This window comes from Herbidospora sakaeratensis, from assembly GCF_001570525.1.
GTDB classification, from domain to species: domain Bacteria; phylum Actinomycetota; class Actinomycetes; order Streptosporangiales; family Streptosporangiaceae; genus Herbidospora; species Herbidospora sakaeratensis.
This window is the reverse complement of sequence record NZ_BBXC01000017.1, coordinates 113,556-130,893: the sequence shown is the minus strand read 5'-3', so window position 1 is coordinate 130,893 and position 17,338 is coordinate 113,556. Positions and strand designations below refer to the sequence as shown.

General features: G+C 69.9%; 17 protein-coding genes and 1 pseudogene. 7 read left to right on the top strand and 11 right to left on the bottom strand.

Features of this window, described 5'->3' with window-relative positions:
* Window positions 1-14: 14 nt before the first annotated feature.
* The 11 genes from AW271_RS38980 to AW271_RS27725 form a co-directional block, all read right to left on the bottom strand.
* Window positions 15-113 (bottom strand): 30S ribosomal protein bS22, encoded by a 99-nt coding sequence (locus AW271_RS38980; RefSeq protein WP_018654693.1) that lies wholly within the window; start codon window positions 111-113, stop codon window positions 15-17.
* 138 nt (window positions 114-251) lie between these two features.
* On the bottom strand, window positions 252-455 hold the full coding sequence (locus tag AW271_RS27770) for a helix-turn-helix domain-containing protein (RefSeq protein ID WP_030456159.1): 204 nt from the start codon (window positions 453-455) through the stop codon (window positions 252-254).
* A 303-nt stretch (window positions 456-758) separates the two neighbouring features.
* Window positions 759-1,529, bottom strand: a complete 771-nt coding sequence (locus tag AW271_RS27765) for a phosphatase (protein WP_062340547.1) — start codon at window positions 1,527-1,529, stop codon at window positions 759-761.
* The gene (locus AW271_RS27760; RefSeq protein WP_062340546.1) at window positions 1,526-2,710 is read right to left on the bottom strand and encodes an acetoin utilization protein AcuC; all 1,185 of its coding nucleotides are present in this window, start codon (window positions 2,708-2,710) and stop codon (window positions 1,526-1,528) included. The genes AW271_RS27765 and AW271_RS27760 overlap by 4 nt, the downstream gene beginning before the upstream one ends.
* A 67-nt stretch (window positions 2,711-2,777) precedes the next feature.
* Complete coding sequence (locus tag AW271_RS27755) at window positions 2,778-3,962, bottom strand: ABC transporter permease (RefSeq protein WP_062340545.1); 1,185 nt, start codon at window positions 3,960-3,962, stop codon at window positions 2,778-2,780.
* Window positions 3,959-4,639, bottom strand: coding sequence for an ABC transporter ATP-binding protein (locus AW271_RS27750; RefSeq protein ID WP_062340544.1), 681 nt, complete (start codon window positions 4,637-4,639; stop codon window positions 3,959-3,961). Before AW271_RS27750 ends, AW271_RS27755 begins: the two co-directional genes overlap by 4 nt.
* Window positions 4,636-5,955: an efflux RND transporter periplasmic adaptor subunit gene (locus AW271_RS27745; RefSeq protein ID WP_062340543.1), complete on the bottom strand. Its 1,320-nt coding sequence runs from the start codon at window positions 5,953-5,955 to the stop codon at window positions 4,636-4,638. The genes AW271_RS27750 and AW271_RS27745 overlap by 4 nt, the downstream gene beginning before the upstream one ends.
* A 38-nt stretch (window positions 5,956-5,993) precedes the next feature.
* Window positions 5,994-7,196, bottom strand: coding sequence for an MFS transporter (locus AW271_RS27740; RefSeq protein WP_062340542.1), 1,203 nt, complete (start codon window positions 7,194-7,196; stop codon window positions 5,994-5,996).
* Between the two features lie 62 nt (window positions 7,197-7,258).
* Complete coding sequence (gene proC, locus AW271_RS27735) at window positions 7,259-8,059, bottom strand: pyrroline-5-carboxylate reductase (protein ID WP_062340541.1); 801 nt, start codon at window positions 8,057-8,059, stop codon at window positions 7,259-7,261.
* Window positions 8,060-8,069: 10 nt separating this feature from the next.
* Window positions 8,070-8,795 carry an ABC transporter permease gene (locus AW271_RS27730; protein ID WP_062340540.1) on the bottom strand — a complete coding sequence of 242 codons (726 nt, stop codon included), beginning with the start codon at window positions 8,793-8,795 and terminating at the stop codon, window positions 8,070-8,072.
* Window positions 8,792-9,517 carry an ABC transporter ATP-binding protein gene (locus AW271_RS27725; protein WP_245653233.1) on the bottom strand — a complete coding sequence of 242 codons (726 nt, stop codon included), beginning with the start codon at window positions 9,515-9,517 and terminating at the stop codon, window positions 8,792-8,794. Before AW271_RS27725 ends, AW271_RS27730 begins: the two co-directional genes overlap by 4 nt.
* A gap of 81 nt (window positions 9,518-9,598) precedes the next feature.
* Between AW271_RS27725 and AW271_RS27720 the strand changes: the two genes are divergently transcribed.
* From AW271_RS27720 to clpB, 7 genes and pseudogenes are all read left to right on the top strand, one after another.
* Window positions 9,599-10,039 (top strand): hypothetical protein, encoded by a 441-nt coding sequence (locus tag AW271_RS27720; RefSeq protein ID WP_245653232.1) that lies wholly within the window; start codon window positions 9,599-9,601, stop codon window positions 10,037-10,039.
* Window positions 10,036-10,404 (top strand): hypothetical protein, encoded by a 369-nt coding sequence (locus tag AW271_RS27715; protein WP_157554680.1) that lies wholly within the window; start codon window positions 10,036-10,038, stop codon window positions 10,402-10,404. Before AW271_RS27720 ends, AW271_RS27715 begins: the two co-directional genes overlap by 4 nt.
* 162 nt (window positions 10,405-10,566) lie before the next feature.
* Entirely contained in the window at window positions 10,567-12,435 is a 1,869-nt protein-coding gene (gene dnaK / locus AW271_RS27710; protein ID WP_062340538.1) for a molecular chaperone DnaK, read from the top strand.
* Window positions 12,432-13,028 (top strand): nucleotide exchange factor GrpE, encoded by a 597-nt coding sequence (grpE, locus tag AW271_RS27705; RefSeq protein ID WP_062340537.1) that lies wholly within the window; start codon window positions 12,432-12,434, stop codon window positions 13,026-13,028. Before dnaK ends, grpE begins: the two co-directional genes overlap by 4 nt.
* Window positions 13,029-13,107: 79 nt before the next feature.
* Window positions 13,108-14,277: a molecular chaperone DnaJ gene (gene dnaJ / locus AW271_RS27700; protein WP_062340536.1), complete on the top strand. Its 1,170-nt coding sequence runs from the start codon at window positions 13,108-13,110 to the stop codon at window positions 14,275-14,277.
* A gap of 3 nt (window positions 14,278-14,280) precedes the next feature.
* Window positions 14,281-14,539 (top strand): annotated as a pseudogene (locus tag AW271_RS27695) (heat shock protein transcriptional repressor HspR); the annotation flags it as partial.
* A gap of 215 nt (window positions 14,540-14,754) precedes the next feature.
* A complete protein-coding gene (clpB, locus tag AW271_RS27690) occupies window positions 14,755-17,334 on the top strand; it encodes an ATP-dependent chaperone ClpB (RefSeq protein WP_062340534.1) in 2,580 nt (859 codons plus the stop codon).
* Window positions 17,335-17,338: the final 4 nt, after the last annotated feature.

The following is a 17,338-nucleotide window of genomic DNA, read 5'->3' as shown; positions in this document are numbered from 1 at the left end:
GGGACCGCGCTGGGCTACTTCTTGTTACGCCGCTGGATGCGGGTCTTCTTGAGCAGCTTGCGGTGCTTCTTCTTGGCCATGCGCTTGCGGCGCTTCTTGATCACAGAGCCCACGGGACCCCCAGGTGAAGATAGACGTCGTACCGGTGCGCGAGCGCACACCGGCACAACAGCCTACCGGCGATCCATGGTTGATCGTTCCCCGGGGGGAACCCGTGTTGCCCTTGGTATCGCTAGTCGCTACAGGTCACTTCATCCAGCCTCGATGAAAGCGTCCCTCAGATAGTCGTGCACCGCCTGTTCGGGCACTCTGAAGGACCGGCCTACCCTGATGGCCGGCAACTCGCCCGAGTGCACGAGCCGGTACACCGTCATCTTGGACACCCGCATGACGGTGGCCACTTCTGCCACCGTCAGGAACTTCACCTCGCTGAGAGGTCTTTCGCCTGCACCCATCGGACGCCTCTTCCGCACGTGTTTCCGGGTTATCCCCACTGGTGCCATTGCTCACGCACGTGTACTGCTGTCAGCGTAAGTCGGGACTTCACAGAGGCAAACCCCCCATTTCATCAGCCATCGGGGGATCTTGCCCGCGAAACACCGAAAAACGCTGGCCAGCAGCCGGACCGTGCCCCTCGCCTTGATCTTGGAACGGACCAACTTCTCTCACATTAGAGTCGCCCAGGATCACCAAAAAGTTGGCAACCGGTCGACACACCAGTTGAAAAGCGGGCGTGAAACCCCCTAAAAGGGACACCCCTAAAGGCCGGCCGCCACACGTCGGAGCAGGTAGTCGGTCAACGGTCCGTAATAGCGGGGCAGCACGTTGTCATCCAGCGGGACGGTGACCGCGATCTTCCCCTCGGCTTCTCCCACGAAAAGGGCCGGATCGTTGCAGTCGGCGAACCCGACCGTCTCGACGCCGGCCTCCCCCGCCGCGCCCGCCCAGCCGTGGTCGGCGACGACGAAATCCGGTCTCTGCTCCTCGAGCATCTGCCGCATCGGAGCGGAGTCGTGCGTGTGCACAAGGGCACCGCCGTCGTCGAGGAGCGCGACGTCGTCGATGTAGCGGATCGAGCGCCGGCGGCCGAACGAACCGGGAAGGTACGTCCACCCTTCCGCCGGAGTAAGCAGAGTCGCCCCCTGAGTCACGACGAAACGAGCGATAGCCATGTGAACGACCATCAGCCCCGTCGGGTGGCCGGTGGCGATGATCATCGTGGGGTTCGGCCGCCGCAGCGCCACCGCGATCCGGTCGCCCATCGCGTCGAGGGCCGCGACCGTGCGCTCGGGGTCGATCGTGTCCTGGCCCGACCGGTGGCCCGGATCGGCCACCACGCCCGCCGATTTGGCCATCAGGTCGAGGACGTCGCGGTAGGCCCAGGCGCCCTCGAAGGTCAGCCCGAACATGTAGTGGGGGTCGCGCACCGCCAGCGACCGGTAGTGGTCGAGGTTGTTCTCACGGCTCGTGGCGACGTCACCCGCGATGCGGGTGCGGACGAGGTGGTCGATGAGCTCTGCTCGCGTCATGGCAAAGGATCCAGACCGTGGTAGGGGAAGACGGCGTTCCGGGTGGCCATAATCGCGCGGTCGATCGGATCGGCCGGGTCGTAACCCTCGGAGACGGGCCGATATTCGGGCGTGCGTCCGTCGGTCATCGTGAGCGGCGGCAACTCGCCGGTCCGCGCCCGCACGAACTCGCGCCACGCGTCGGGGGTGGCGGTCTCGGGCTCGATCGGCGCCCCCGCGGCCTCGGCGATCAGGTGGGTCCAGGCCCTCGGCACCACCTGGACCAGCTCGTACCCCCCGCCGCCGGTGGCCAGCCACCGCCCACCGGCCGTCTCGTGGGCCAGCTTGTGCAGTTCCCGGTACGCCGTCCGCTGGCCGTCGAGCGACAACATCAGATGGGCCAGCGGGTCGAGGGCGTGGGAGTCGCAGCCGTGCTGGGTGACCAGGAAGTCGGGCGCGAACTCGCGCAGCAGCGGCGGCACCACGGCGTGGAAGGCCCGCAACCACCCCGAGTCGCCGCAGCCGGCCGGGAGCGCCACGTTCACGGCCGTGCCCTCGGCCCCGGTCTCCTCGGCGAAGCCGGTGCCCGGGAAGAGCGTGCGGGGCGACTCGTGGAGGCTGATCGTCAGCACCCGGGGGTCGTCGAAGAACATGGCCTGCACGCCGTCGCCGTGATGGACGTCGACGTCGACGTAGGCGACCTTCTCCACCCCTTGGGCGAGCAGCCAGGCGATGGCGACGGCCGGGTCGTTGTAGACGCAGAAGCCGCTGGCCGTGGCGGGCATGGCGTGATGGAGCCCCCCGGCGACGTTGAGCGCGTGCATCGCGCCGCCCTGATGGACCTGCTTCACCGCCTCCAGGGTCGCCCCCGCGATCAGCGCGGAAGCCTCATGGACGCCGGCGAAGGCCGGGTTGTCACTGGTGCCCAGCCCCGCCCGCACATCGGGCCGCCCGTCGAGCGAGACCCGCTTGACCGCCTCGATGTAGTCGCGCTTGTGCACACTCGCGAGATCGTCGTCGGTGGCGGGCGTACAGGGCACGATCTCGACCGCGCCGAACACGCCGAGCTCCCGCGCCAGCGCCATGGTCAACTCGACCCGCACCGGCGCGAGGGGATGATGGGGACCGAAGTCGTACGACGTCAGGGCGTCGTCCCAGACGACCCGCACGGGTCCGCAGGCGCCACGCGCGAAGTCGCTCATAGCCAGCAAATTACCGTGGTTCACGGGGCAACGACCCCCCGACCCCCCGATGCGGCGGCGCTGCGGGTCATTCGGCTCTGAGTGCCACCACCGGGTCGAGCCGGCCGGCTCGGCGGGCCGGGGCCACGCCGAAGAAGACGCCCACGACGGCCGACACGCCGAAGGCCAGCAGGATCGACCACAGGGTGATCGAGGCGGGCACCGGGGAGAGGGTCTCGATCAGCAGGGAGCCGCCGACGCCCAGGGCGATGCCGATGGTGCCGCCGATCGTCGTCAGCAGCACGGCCTCGATGAGGAACTGGCCCAGGACGTCGCGCTGGCGGGCGCCCAGCGCCTTGCGCAGGCCGATCTCCTTGGTGCGTTCGCGCACGCTGACCAGCATGATGTTCGACACCCCGACCCCGCCGACCAGCAGCGAGATGCCCGCGATGGCGGCCAGCACGCCGGTCAGCATGCCGAGGACGGTGCCGATCGTGCCGAGGAGCTGGGTCTGGGTGACGGCGGAGAACTTCTCGTCGGGGTAGCGGGAGGTGAGGGCGTCGACCACGCGCTGGCCGAGGCTGTCGATGACGTCGGGGCCCGAGGCGCCGATGGCGATGCCGTTGACCCTCTCGACGCCGAGGAGCCGCTGGGCCGTGGTGACCGGGATGTGGGTCTCGCGGTCGCGGGCTACTCCGAAGGTGGCGCCGACCTTTTCGTACACGCCGACGACCCGGAACCGCACCCCGGCGATCGTGGCCTGTCTGCCGACCGGGTCGAGGTCGCCGAAGAGCTGTTCCGACACCTCGGAGCCGAGGACGGCGACGCGGCGGCGGGTGTCGATGTCGGTCTCGGTGAGGTAGCGGCCCCGCTTCAGGGGGCGTTCGAAGACGTTGCGGATGTTCTCGTCGGTGCCGACGACGGTCACGAACGCCTCGTTGCGGCCGACGCGGATGTTCTCGCCCGACTGGACCGACACGGTCACCCGGCTCGGGTCGCCGACCACCCGGCGCACGTAGTTGACGTCGGAGAGGTCGAGGCGGCTCTGGGTGGGGGCGGCCTGGAAGTTCAGCTGGCCGGGCACGACCAGGATGATGTTGGAGCCGAGACCGGAGATCTCGTCTTCGATGGCGTCCTTGGCGCCGGTGCCGATGGCGACCAGGATCACCACGGCCGACACCCCGATGATCACGCCGAGCATGGTCAGGGCGCTGCGCAGGCGGTTGACCCGCAGCGCCTCGAGGGCCATCCGGAAGGCTTCGGCGGTCCTCATGCGACGTCCCGCTCGATCAGGCCGTCTCTGACGTGGATCTGCCGGCGGGCCCGGTTGGCCACCTCGGGCTCGTGGGTGACCAGCACGATCGCCACGCCCTGGTCGGCGTTGAGGCGTTCGAGCAGGCCCATGACCTCCTCGCCGTTGCGGGTGTCGAGGTTGCCGGTCGGCTCGTCGGCCAAGACCACCTGGGGGTCGCCGACGAGCGCGCGGGCGATGGCGACCCGCTGCTGCTCGCCGCCGGACATCTGCGAGGGCCGGTGGTCGAGCCGGTGGGCGAGGCCCACGGCCTCCAGGGCCCGGCGTGCTCTCGACCGCCTTTCGGTCTTCGCGACGCCCCGGTAGACGAGCGGCAGCGCCACGTTGTCGAGGGCGGAGGTCCGGGCGAGCAGGTGGAACGACTGGAAGACGAAGCCGATCATCCGGTTGCGCAGCTCGGCCAGGCTGGTGTCGTCGAGGGTGGAGACGTCGACGCCGCCCACTTTCAGCACCCCCGAGGTCGGCCGGTCGAGGCAGCCGAGCAGATGCATCAGGGTCGACTTCCCCGACCCCGACGGCCCGAGGATCGCGGCGAACTCGCCGTCGCCGATGGTCAGGTCGACGCCGCGCAGCGCGTCCACGGTCACGCCTTCGAGTTGGTACGACCTGGTCAACCCGGCGGCCTCGAACGCGGTCACGGGATCTCCTGCCCCTGACGCACGCCGTCGGCCCCTCGCGTGATGACCCGGTCGCCGACCTGGATCCCGTTCACGACCTCGACGAAGGCGTCCCCTTCCGCGCCGAGCATGACGGTCCGGCGTTCGGCCCTGCCGCCGACGACGGCCCAGACGACGGTGTCGCGCCCGCTGGTCACCACGGCCGCCGCCGGGACCGCGACGGCCTCGGGCGACTCCTTGACGATCATGCGGACGACGGCGCTCATGCCGGGTTTGGGGTCGGGCGCCTCGGAGCCGTCGTCGAACCGGCCTTCGGCGAGCGCGAGGCGTACCGGATAACTGACGCCGCCCGTCGCGCCCTCCTGGGGCGTGACCCCGACGCCGGTGACCTCGGCCGTGTAGATCGCGCCGGGCACCGCGTCGAACTCGACCTCGGCCCGGGTGCCGTCCCGCACGAGCAGCACGTCGGTCTCGTCGACGTCGGCCCGCAGGTTCAGCTCGGAGACGTCGGTGACGGTCAGCAGCGCCTCCCCCTGGCCGACCGGGACGCCTTCGGCGATCGTGCCGGCCGAACTGCCGCCCGACGAGGCCGGCACGCCGCCGCCGGAGACCAGCTGCGACAGGTCGGGCAGCGCCGGGGCGGCCGGCCCGCCACCACCGCCGAGGGTGACGACCCCGCCGAAGGGCGCCTTGATCGTCAGGCCCTTGACGGTGTCTTCGGCGGCCTTCACGGCGGCGCGGGTCTGACTGCGCGAGGCCGCCTGGAGCGAGCTCATCGACGAGGAGAGCCCGCTCATGCCCGCGCCCAGTTGCCCGGTGAACGAGCCGAGCATGCGGTTGAGGCCGCCGACGATGCCGTTCAGCGCCTTCTGCTGTGATCTGTGCTGCTGCTCGGCCAGGTCGATGGCGGCCAGCAGGTGCTTGCGGATGGCCGTGTCCTCGACCTTGCGCGCGGCCCGGCGCGCCTGCGCGAACGATTTGCGCACGTGGGCGTCGACTCCCGTGGGCAGTCTCAGCGACGGCACACTCGGCGCGCCCCCGAAGGAGACCGGCCTGGCCGCCTGCTTGTCGGCCTTCTTGGCCTCCCTGAGCCGGTCTCGGGCCTGCGGCGCGCTGATGCGGGCGAGGATCTCGCCCTTCTTCACGGTGTCGCCGTCGGAGACGTAGAGCTTGGCGACCGTCCCGGCCGAGGGAGAGGTGAGGCTCGCGGTGGCCCGCGCCCCGACGGTCGCCGGGGCCTCCACCACCTCACTGACGGGCGCCCGCGCCACGGCCGCCGTCTGCACGACGGGCGCTTCCTCCGTCGTGCAGGCGACGGATAAGAGCAGCAGGGCCAACAGGGGGATACCACGCCGGATCACCACAAGTGCCCATGCTAGATCCGCCCCACCGCCCTCAGGTTCCGGACCGGTCGAATGGACAGCAGGACGCCGATCCCGGCCAGGCCGGCGAAGAATCCGATGAGGACGACGGTCTGCGCGCCGATCGCCTCGCCGACGATCGGGCCGAGAGACTGGCCGATCGGGATGCTCAGCACCGAGCCGGCCACCTCGTAGGCGGTGACCCGGTTGAGCACCTCGCCCGGGACCTGGGTCTGCACGCTGGTCGCCCACATCACCGACCAGAAGGCCCAGGCCGCGCCGGCCAGGGTGTAGCCGGTGACGATCACGGGGATCGGGGCGGCCAGGGCGACGACCAGCGGCATGGCCATGAAGGCGATCATCGCCACCGCGCCCGAGAACAGCGGGCGGGCCGGGCGGTAGCGCATGGCCACCAGGCCGCCGAGGATGCTGCCGAGGCCCTCGCCCGTGATGGCCAGGACGTAGGCCGCGTCGCCGTGGGCCTCGGAGATGACCTGGGCGCCGACCGGCCACATCGGGCCGAACAGGACGATCCCGTAGACCGCCCAGACGAGGATGACCGACCACATCCACGTACGGGACCGGAACTCGGCCCAGCCCTCCCGCAGGTCGCTGATCAGCGAGGTCGCCTCGGTCTTGGTCAGCCGCACCCGCATCGCCAGCAGGCACAGGGCGCTGACCAGGAACGTTCCGGCGTTGATGGCGTAGACGACGCCCGGTCCGCCGAGCAGGACGATCGCGCCGGCGATGCCGGGGCCGATGAGGCGGGCGACCGCGTCGGCCACCCGCAGGGTCGCGTTGGCGCGCTGGGGGTCGGCGGCGATCTGCGGGATCATGCTGTTCACGCCGGGCTGGAACAGCGCCGCCCCGAGGCCGCTGAGGAACGACATCACGATCAGCAGCCAGAGCGCGGGTGTGCCGGTGAAGAAGGTGATCGCGATGGTCATCTGGGTGACGACGCGGAGAACGTCCGCGAAGATCATCATGCGCCGGGCGGTGAACCAGTCGGCGAGCACCCCGCCGAACAGCACGAGCCCGCCGAAGGCGGCCATCCAGGCCGCCAGCACGACGCCGACCCCGACGGGGCCGTAGATGCCGAGGACGCCGAGCGTCACCGCCACCGGCAACATCGCGTCGCCCATGAGGGCGACGGCCCGGCCGACGAAGTAGAGGGAGAAGTCACGAGACCAGAGGCGAGCCGGGGAGAGTACAACCACTCGCCTTAGCCTATAAGGAAAGCTTCCTAACCATTAAGTCCTTTTCGCCTGGTCACCAGGGGTCACTTGTTGGTTCCGCCCAGCTCGCGGCTTCGGTCGCGGGCCGCCTCGATCGCGTCGAGGAACGCCGCGCGCACGCGGTGCCTTTCGAGCTCGGCGATGGCGGCGATGGTCGTCCCGCCCGGCGAGGTGACGGCCTCGCGCAGGATCACCGGGTGCTCCCCCGAGTCGCGCAGCATGATCGCCGCGCCCACGATCGACTGCTTGACCATGTCGAGGGCCGCCGCGCGCGGCATGCCGAGCAGGATGCCCGCGTCGACCATGGCCTCGACCAGGTAGAAGAAGTAGGCGGGACCCGACCCGCTCAGCGCGGTCGCGCCGTCTTGTTGCGACTCGGGGATGCGCAGCACCTTGCCGACCGGCTGGAGCAGGTCTTCGGTCAGCTTGAGGTGCTCCTCCTTGGCGTGGGCCCCGGCCGAGATCACGCTCATCGCCTCGTCGACCAGCACCGGCGTGTTCGACATGACCCGGACGACCGGGATCGGGCCGCCCAGCCGCGCCTGCACGAAGTCGGTGGTGATGCCCGCCGCGACCGAGATGACCAGCCGGTCGGACGGCACCACGGGGGCGATCTCGCGCAGCAGGGTGCCCATGTCCTGGGGCTTGACGGCCAGGATCAGCGCGTCGGCCTGCTCGGCCGCCTCCAGGTTGGTGACGACCTTGACGCCGTAGGTCTCCGACAGCTGTCTGGCCCGGTCGGGCCGGCGGGTGGTGACCATGATCTGGTCAGCCGCCCGCCCCGCCCGGACCAGGCCGGAGAGCAGAGCCTCACCCATCTTGCCGGTGCCCAGGATCGCGATCATGGGGGGCAGTTTACGGGGTGCGCCTCTTCAGCGTCGCGGCTCCCAGAACCAGCGCCAGCAGGACCGATCCGGCCACCACCGCGATATCGCGCCAGAAGTCGGAGCCGAGGTCGCCGGTCATGACGGCCAGCTTCATCGCCTCCAGGGCGTAGGACATCGGCAGCACGTTGGAGATCCACTCCAGCACGGTCGCCATCTGGTCGCGCGGCACGATGATGCCGCCGAGGAGCAGCTGCGGGACCATCACCAGCGGCATGAACTGGACCGCCTGGAACTCCGAGCGGGCGAACGCGCTGCAGAACAGGCCGAGCGCGGTGCCCAGGAGCGAGTTGAGCAGGGCCACCAGGACCAGCGCCCACAGGTCTCCCCGCAGGTCGAGGCCGAGCCAGGTCAGCGAGACCGTCAGCGCCAGGGCCACCTGGAGGACGGCGGCGGCGCCGAAGGCGAGGCCGTACCCGAGGAGGAGGTCGAGCTGGCGCAGCGGGGAGGCCATCAGCCGCTCCAGCGTGCCGGAGGTGCGCTCGCGGAGGGTGGCGATGGACGTGACCAGGAACATCACCAGGAAGGGGAAGATCGACAGCAGCGCGGGGGCCCATTGGGCGAAGACCGGCTCGTTGTCGATCACGTAGTAGAGCAGGATCATGATCAGGCTCGGGACCAGCACCATGAGGGCGACCGTGCGGTGGTCGTTGCGGAGCTGGGCCAGGATCCGGCGGGCCGTGGCGAGCGTGATCATGCCGGCTGCCTCTCTTCGATGAGGCGCAGGAAGGCCTGCTCCAGGTCGGCGGTGTCGGTGCGGGCGCGCAGGCCCTCGGGGCTGTCGTCGGCGAGGATGTCGCCGTCGCGCAGCATGATCAGGCGCTGGCAGCGGGCGGCCTCGTCCATGACGTGGCTGGAGACCAGGATCGTCACGCCCTGCTCGGCCAGGCCGCCGAACAGCTCCCACAACTCCTTGCGCAGCACCGGGTCGAGCCCGACGGTCGGTTCGTCGAGCACGAGGAGTTGCGGCGAGCCGAGCAGCGAGACCGCCAGGCTGGCCCGGCTGAGCTGGCCACCCGACAGGGTGCCGCCGAGCTGGTCGGCGTGCCCCTCCAGGCCGACCTCCTGCAGGACCCTGGCCGGGTCGGTCTTCGGCGCGCCGAGCACGGCGGCGAAGTAGCGGAGGTTCTCCATGACCGACAGATCGCGGTAGATCGCCGGGTTCTGGGTGGAGTAGCCGATGAGCCGGCGCAGCTCGGCCGACCCGGCCGGACGCCCCAGCACGGTCACCTCGCCCCCGGCGACGACCTGCACGCCCACGATCGATCGGATCAGCGTGGTCTTGCCGCAGCCGCTCGGGCCCAGCAGCCCGGTGATCTGGCCCTTCGGCACCTCGAAAGACAACCCGTGGAGCACCTCGCGGGCTCCCCGGACGACCCGCAGCCCGGTGACGGCTATCGCGGGTTCAGCAGAACTCATCATGTGATGAAATTAAACCGGCGCCCATACCGGAGTCAACGGGTTACTGAACCCCTTCGAAGTGACGCCCGTCATACGGACATGAGAAGGATCTGGCTCGTCACCGCGGCCATGCTCACAGCCGTGATCATGGCCTCGGCCTGCGGAAAGGGAGACTCCGTGGACAGCGGTTCGCCGATCGGCCCCGACCAGCCCGCCACCCCGCCGGCCTCGGCCCCGCCGAGTTCCGGGCCGGAGCTGGTGCAGCCCAAGGGCGGGACGGTGGACCCCCGCAAGGTGCCCTGGACGCGCGCCACCCCCGCCGGAGACGGCGTGATGATCTCCTGGAGTTCGGGGGTCGAGCCCTGCTACACCCTCGATCGCGTCGAGGTGAAGGAGACGGACACCGAGGTGACGGTGACCCTGTGGGAGGGCACCACCGACCCCGAGGCCGCCTGCATCCTGATCGCGGTCGAGAAGGAGACGTTCGTCAAGCTGGCCAAGCCCCTGGCCGGCCGGGAAGTCGTGGATGGTGCCAAGTGAGGCTCTTAGTCGTCGCCGCGGCCGTCGCCGCGCTGCTCGTCCCCGCCGCCGCCCCCGCGCAGGCCGCTCCCGGGCCGAAGGTGGTGAAGGTCCAGAAGGGCGCCCTCTCACCGAAGAAGGTGAGGTGGCTGACCGCCAGGCCGCACATGCGCGGGGTGCGCGTCGTGTGGTGGTCGGGCGTGGAACCGTGCACCGTGCTGACCAAGGTCACGGTGAAGGAGACCAGGAAGACGGTCCGGATCACCCTGTACGAGGGCTCGGTCAAGGACGCCGGCATGTGCGTGGCCATGGCGATCAAGAAGGCCACGTACGTGAAGCTCAAGAAGCCCGTAGGGAAGAGGGTGATCCTCGACGGGGCCAGGTAACCCCTAAGGGTCGAATCAGGGATATCCCGGGAACATTCCGCTCGCGCCGAGAGTTGAGCGCACTAGACTCAAGACCGTTGACAGGACAGCGTTTGACAAGGGCTGTCGTACTCACCGAAACTTGAGTCACCACGACTCAACTTTGACTACAAGGACGTACTCATGGCACGTGCGGTAGGTATCGACCTGGGGACGACCAACTCCGTCGTCTCGATCCTCGAAGGCGGTGAGCCCACCGTCATCGCCAACGCGCAGGGCTCCCGCACCACCCCCTCGGTGGTCGCCTTCGCGAAGAACGGAGAGGTCCTCGTCGGCGAGGTCGCCAAGCGTCAGGCCGTGACCAACGTCGACCGGACCATCCGCTCTGTCAAGCGTGAGATGGGCACGAACTGGACCGTCGAGATCGACGGCAAGAAGTTCACGCCCCAGCAGATCAGCGCCTTCGTCCTCCAGAAGCTGAAGCAGGACGCCGAGGCCTACCTCGGTGAGAAGATCACCGACGCGGTCATCACCGTCCCGGCCTACTTCAACGACGCGCAGCGCCAGGCCACCAAGGAGGCCGGCCAGATCGCGGGCCTCAACGTGCTCCGCATCATCAACGAGCCGACCTCCGCGGCGCTGGCCTACGGCCTCGACAAGGACAAGGACCAGACCATCCTGGTCTTCGACCTCGGCGGCGGCACCTTCGACGTGTCCCTGCTCGACGTCGGCCAGGAAGACGGCCACAGCTTCGTCGAGGTCAAGGCGACCAGCGGCGACAACCACCTCGGTGGCGACGACTGGGACCAGCGCGTCGTCGACGAGCTGGTGACCCGCTTCAAGAACGCCCACGGGGTCGACCTGTCCAAGGACAAGATGGCCCTCCAGCGTCTCCGTGAGGCGGCCGAGAAGGCCAAGATCGAGCTCTCGGCGCAGACCGAGACCACGATCAACCTGCCCTACATCACCGCCTCCGCCGAGGGCCCGCTCCACCTCGAGGAGAAGCTGACCCGTTCGGAGTTCCAGCGCATCACGGCCGACCTGCTCGACCGCTGCAAGGGCCCGTTCCACCAGGTCATCAAGGACGCCGGGATCAAGGTCTCCGACATCGCCCACGTGGTGCTCGTCGGCGGCTCGACCCGCATGCCCGCCGTGACCGAGCTGGTCAAGGAGCTCACCGGCGGCCAGGAGCCCAACAAGGGCGTCAACCCCGACGAGGTCGTGGCCATCGGCGCCGCGCTCCAGGCGGGTGTGCTCAAGGGTGAGGTCAAGGACGTCCTGCTGCTCGACGTGACCCCGCTGTCGCTGGGCATCGAGACCAAGGGCGGCATCTTCACCAAGATCATCGAGCGCAACACGACGATCCCGACCAAGCGCTCCGAGGTCTTCACCACGGCCGAAGACAACCAGCCGTCGGTCCAGATCCAGGTCTACCAGGGCGAGCGCGAGATCGCCGCGCGCAACAAGAAGCTGGCGACTTTCGAGCTCACCGGCATCGCGCCGGCGCCCCGCGGCATCCCGCAGATCGAGGTCACCTTCGACATCGACGCCAACGGCATCGTCAACGTCGGCGCGAAGGACCTGGGCACCGGGAAGGAGCAGTCGATGACCATCACCGGCGGTTCCTCCCTGGGCAAGGACGACATCGACCGCATGGTCCGCGAGGCCGAGTCCTACGCCGAGGAGGACAAGCAGCGTCGCGAGGAGGCCGAGGTCCGCAACAACGCCGACTCGCTGGCCTACCAGACCGACAAGTTCCTGCGCGAGAACGACGACAAGGTCCCGGCCGACATCAAGACCGAGGTCACCGAGGCGCTCGCCGAGCTGAAGAAGGAGCTTGAGGGCACCGACGTCGCGGCCATCCGCGCCTCCGCCGACAAGCTCGCCACCGTCAGCCAGAAGATGGGCTCGGCGATCTACGCCAACTCGCAGGCCCAGGCCGGCGAGGGCGCGCCCGGCGCCGAGCAGGACGACGCGGGCAAGGCCGACGACGACGTCGTCGAGGCCGAGATCGTCGACGACGAGCCGAAGCGGGAGGGCGGCGCCAAGTGACCCCGCGCGAGAACGGTTCCGAGCAGGAGCCGGTGATCCGCGACAACCGCAAGATCGACCCCGAGACGCTGGCGGCGCGCGAGAGCGCACCGGCGCCCGACGAGACCGCCGACACCGACGCCCTCGCGGGCGCGGCCACGCAGCTCCTCGCCGAGCGCACCGCCGACCTCCAGCGTCTCCAGGCGGAGTTCTCCAACTACCGCAAGCGGGTCGAGCGCGACCGGATCGCCGTCAAGGACCACGCCGTCGCCGGCGTGATCAACGAGCTGCTGCCGGTGCTCGACGACATCGGCCGGGCCCGTGACCACGGCGAGCTCACCGGCGGTTTCGCCAAGGTGAGCGAGTCGCTCGAAGCGGCGGTCGGCAAGCTGGGCCTGACCTCGTTCGGCACGAAGGGCGACCCCTTCGACCCGACCGTCCACGAGGCCCTGATGCACAGCTACTCGGCCGAGGTCACCGAACCGACCTGCGTCGAGATCCTGCAGCCCGGCTACCGCCTCGGCGAGCGCGTCCTGCGCCCCGCCCGGGTCGCGGTGGCCGAGCCGGAGACCGGTGGTGGCGACGTCCTCGACGACGAACCCGCCGGCGCCTGATTCTCCAGGGCAGCCCCCTCCCGTCCCAGCGCGGGAGGGGCACCCTTCACATATGTCTTTCACGCGGAGGAAGCGCTAGATGAGCACCAAGGACTACCTGGAGAAGGACTACTACGGCGTCCTCGGTGTGCCCAAGACCGCGACCCCCGAAGAGATCAAGAAGGCTTACCGCAAGCTCGCCCGGCAGTACCACCCCGACGCGAACAAGGGCAACAAGGAGACCGAGGAGAAGTTCAAGGAGGTCTCCGAGGCCTACGACATCCTGAGCGACGTCAAGCGCCGCAAGGAGTACGACGAGGCCAGAAGCCTGTTCGGCAGCGGCCTCGGCGGTTACAACCGGGGCGGGCGTCCGGGCCAGGGCCAGCAGGGCTTCGACTTCGGCGACCTGTTCGGCGGCACCGCCCAGGCGGGCGACCGGATCGGCGACATCTTCGGCGGCCTGTTCAACCGCGGCGGCGGCCCCAAGGCCAACACCGCCGGGCGGGCCCGCCGAGGCCAGGACATCGAGTCCGAGGTCACGCTGTCGTTCGCCGAGTCGATCGACGGCGCGACCGTCTCGCTGCGGCTGACCAGTTCGTCGGCCTGCCCGGCCTGTTCCGGCACCGGCGCCAAGGCCGGCACCACGCCGCGCGTCTGCCCGACCTGTGACGGCACCGGCGCGGCCAGCCGCAACCTGGGCAACTTCGCCTTCTCCGAGCCCTGCCGCGACTGCCGGGGCCGGGGCCTGCTGGTCGACGACCCGTGCCCGGTCTGCGAGGGCAGCGGCCGTGGCCGCTCCACCCGCACCATCCAGGCCCGCATCCCGGCGGGCGTCAGCGACGGCGGCCGGGTCAAGCTGAAGGGCAAGGGCGCCCCCGGCGAGAACGGCGGCCCCGCGGGCGACCTCTACGTGCTGGTGCACGTCCAGCCCCACCCCGTGTTCGGCCGGACCGGCGAGAACCTCACGGTCACCGTGCCCGTCACGTTCCCCGAGGCCGCGCTGGGCGCCGAGATCAAGGTGCCCATCCTGCGCGGCATGCCGGTCACGCTCCGCATCCCCGAGGGCACCCCCAACGGCCGCACCTTCCGGGTGCGCGGCCGGGGCGCCCCCCGCAAGGACGGCACCAAGGGCGACCTGCTCGCGACCGTCCAGGTCGCGGTGCCCGAGCACCTCGACGAGAAGGCCCGGGCCGCCCTGGAGCAGTTCCGCGACGCGACCGACGGCCATGACCTGCGCGAGGAACTGATCAAGCAGGCCAGAAGCGAGTAGCGCATGGACGCCAATTTCTTCGACCTGTCCGACGAGACCCCCGTCTATGTGATCTCGGTGGCGGCCCAGCTGAGCGGCCTCCACCCCCAGACTCTCCGCCAGTACGACCGACTCGGCCTGGTCAGCCCCGGCCGCACGGCCGGCCGTGGCCGCCTCTATTCGACCCGCGACATCGTCTTGTTGCGCGAGGTCCAGCGGTTGTCGCAGGAAGAGGGCATAAACCTGGCAGGCATCAAACGCATCTTGGAGCTGGAGACCGAGAACCTCCGCCTGAGAGACGAACTCAACCGCGTCGCCACGGAACTGAAGCTGATCCGGGCCTTGGTCAGATATGAACTACCGCCGTCATAACTGAAGACATTCGTCATATGGGGGACTTGCCCGGCCGCGCCGCTGTCTGGACTGAGGAGCGGAGCGACGAGGGAAGACAGTGGCTGAAGGCGGCCGGGCCGCCGAGCGAAGGCGAGGCCGATAGACATGGATTACAAACTCACCCAGAAGAGCCAGGAAGCGCTCGCGGGGGCGGTGCGCAGGGCGGCGGCCGAGGGGAATCCCGAGGTGGCCCCGGCTCACCTGCTGACCACGTTGCTGGCCCAGACCGGGGGCACGGCCGTGCCGCTGCTCGAGGCCGTCGGGGCCGACTGGAAGGCCATGCGGACCCGGGCCGAGGAGATGCTGGCCGCTTTGCCGAAGGCGCAGGGCGCCACGGTGAGCGCGCCGTCGACCTCCCGCCAGCTGCTGACCGTGCTGCACACCGCCGCCCAGCGGGCCGCGCAGCTCGAAGACGACTACGTCTCGACCGAGCACCTGCTGGTCGGCCTGGCCACCGACGGCGGCCCGATCGCCGACCTGCTGAAGGGCCAGGGGGCGACCGCGCAGGCGCTGCTCGACGCGTTCGAGAAGGTGCGCGGCCACACCCGGGTGACCAGCGAGAACCCCGAAGACACCTACCGGGCGCTGGAGAAGTACGGCGTCGACCTGACCGAGCGGGCCCGGCACGGCAAGCTCGACCCGGTGATCGGCCGTGACTCGGAGATCCGGCGTGTGGTGCAGGTGTTGTCGCGGCGGACCAAGAACAACCCGGTCCTCATCGGTGAGCCGGGCGTCGGCAAGACCGCCGTGGTCGAGGGCCTGGCCCAGCGGGTGGTCGCGGGCGACGTACCGGAGAGCCTGCGGAACAAGCGGCTCGTGGCGCTCGACCTGGGCGCGATGGTCGCCGGGGCGAAGTATCGCGGCGAGTTCGAAGAGCGTCTGAAGGCCGTGCTCAACGAGATCAAGGAGAGCGACGGCCAGGTCATCACGTTCATCGACGAGCTCCACACGATGGTCGGCGCGGGCGCGGCCGAGGGCGCGATGGACGCGGGCAACATGCTCAAGCCCATGCTGGCCCGCGGCGAGCTGCGCATGATCGGCGCGACCACGCTCGACGAGTACCGCGAGCGCATCGAGAAGGACCCGGCGCTGGAGCGCCGTTTCCAGCAGGTGTACGTCGGCGAGCCCACCGTCGAGGACACGATCGCGATCCTGCGTGGCCTGAAGGGCCGCTACGAGGCCCACCACCAGGTCCAGATCGCCGACGGCGCGCTGGTGGCCGCCGCGACCCTGTCCGACCGCTACATCACCGCCCGGTTCCTGCCCGACAAGGCGATCGACCTCGTCGACGAGGCCGCCTCCCGGCTGCGCATGGAGATCGACTCGCGCCCGGTGGAGATCGACGAGCTCCAGCGCATCGTCGACCGGCTCAAGATGGAGGAGCTGGCCCTGGCGAAGGAGACCGACGAGGCGAGCGTGGCCCGCCTCGAACGCCTCCGCGAGGAGCTGGCCAACCGCCAGGAGGAGCTCAACGGCCTGGTCGGCCGCTGGGAGGCCGAGAAGGCCGGCCTCAACCGGGTCGGCGACCTGAAGATGCGCCTCGACGAGACCCGCAGCCAGGCCGAGCGGGCCCAGCGCGACGGCGACTTCGAAGAGGCCGCCAAGCTCATGTACGGCGAGGTGCCGCGCCTGGAGAAGGAGCTGGCCGACGCCATCCAGGCGTCCCAGCGCGAGCAGACCATGGTCAAGGAGGAGGTCGGCCCCGACGACATCGCCGAGGTCATCTCCGCCTGGACGGGCATCCCGGCGGGCCGCCTGCTGGAGGGCGAGACCGCCAAGCTGCTGCGGATGGAAGACGTGCTCGGTGAGCGTCTCATCGGCCAGAAGGCCGCCGTCCAGGCCGTCAGCGACGCCGTGCGGCGGGCGCGGGCGGGGGTGGCCGACCCCGACCGGCCGACGGGCTCGTTCCTGTTCCTCGGCCCGACCGGCGTCGGCAAGACCGAGCTGGCCAAGGCGCTGGCCGACTTCCTGTTCGACGACGAGCGGGCGATGACCCGCATCGACATGAGCGAGTACAGCGAGAAGCACAGCGTGGCCCGGCTGGTCGGCGCCCCGCCCGGCTACGTCGGCTACGAGGAGGGCGGCCAGCTCACCGAGGCCGTGCGGCGCCGTCCCTACACGGTCGTGCTCCTGGACGAGGTCGAGAAGGCCCATCCCGAGGTCTTCGACATCCTGCTCCAGGTGCTCGACGACGGGCGGCTGACCGACGGGCAGGGGCGTACCGTCGACTTCCGGAACACGATCCTGATCCTGACGTCCAACATCGGTTCGCAGTTCCTGGTCGACCCGGCGCTCGAACCCACCGCGAAGCGCGACGCGGTGATGGCGGCGGTGCGGGGGTCGTTCAAGCCCGAGTTCCTCAACCGGCTCGACGACGTGATCCTGTTCGACGCGCTCGGCTCCGAGGAGTTGTCGCAGATCGTCGACCTGCAGGTCAACCACCTGGCGCGGCGGTTGTCCGACCGGCGGCTGACGCTGACGGTCACCCCGGCGGCGCGCGAGTGGCTGACCCTGACCGGCTACGACCCGCTCTACGGCGCCCGGCCGCTGCGGCGGCTGGTGCAGTCGGCCATCGGCGACAAGCTGGCCCGCGCGCTGCTGAGCGGGGAGATCCGCGACGGCGACGAGGTGGTCGTCGACCTCGACGAGGCCGGCGACACGCTGAGCGTGCGTCCCGGCGCGTAATCAG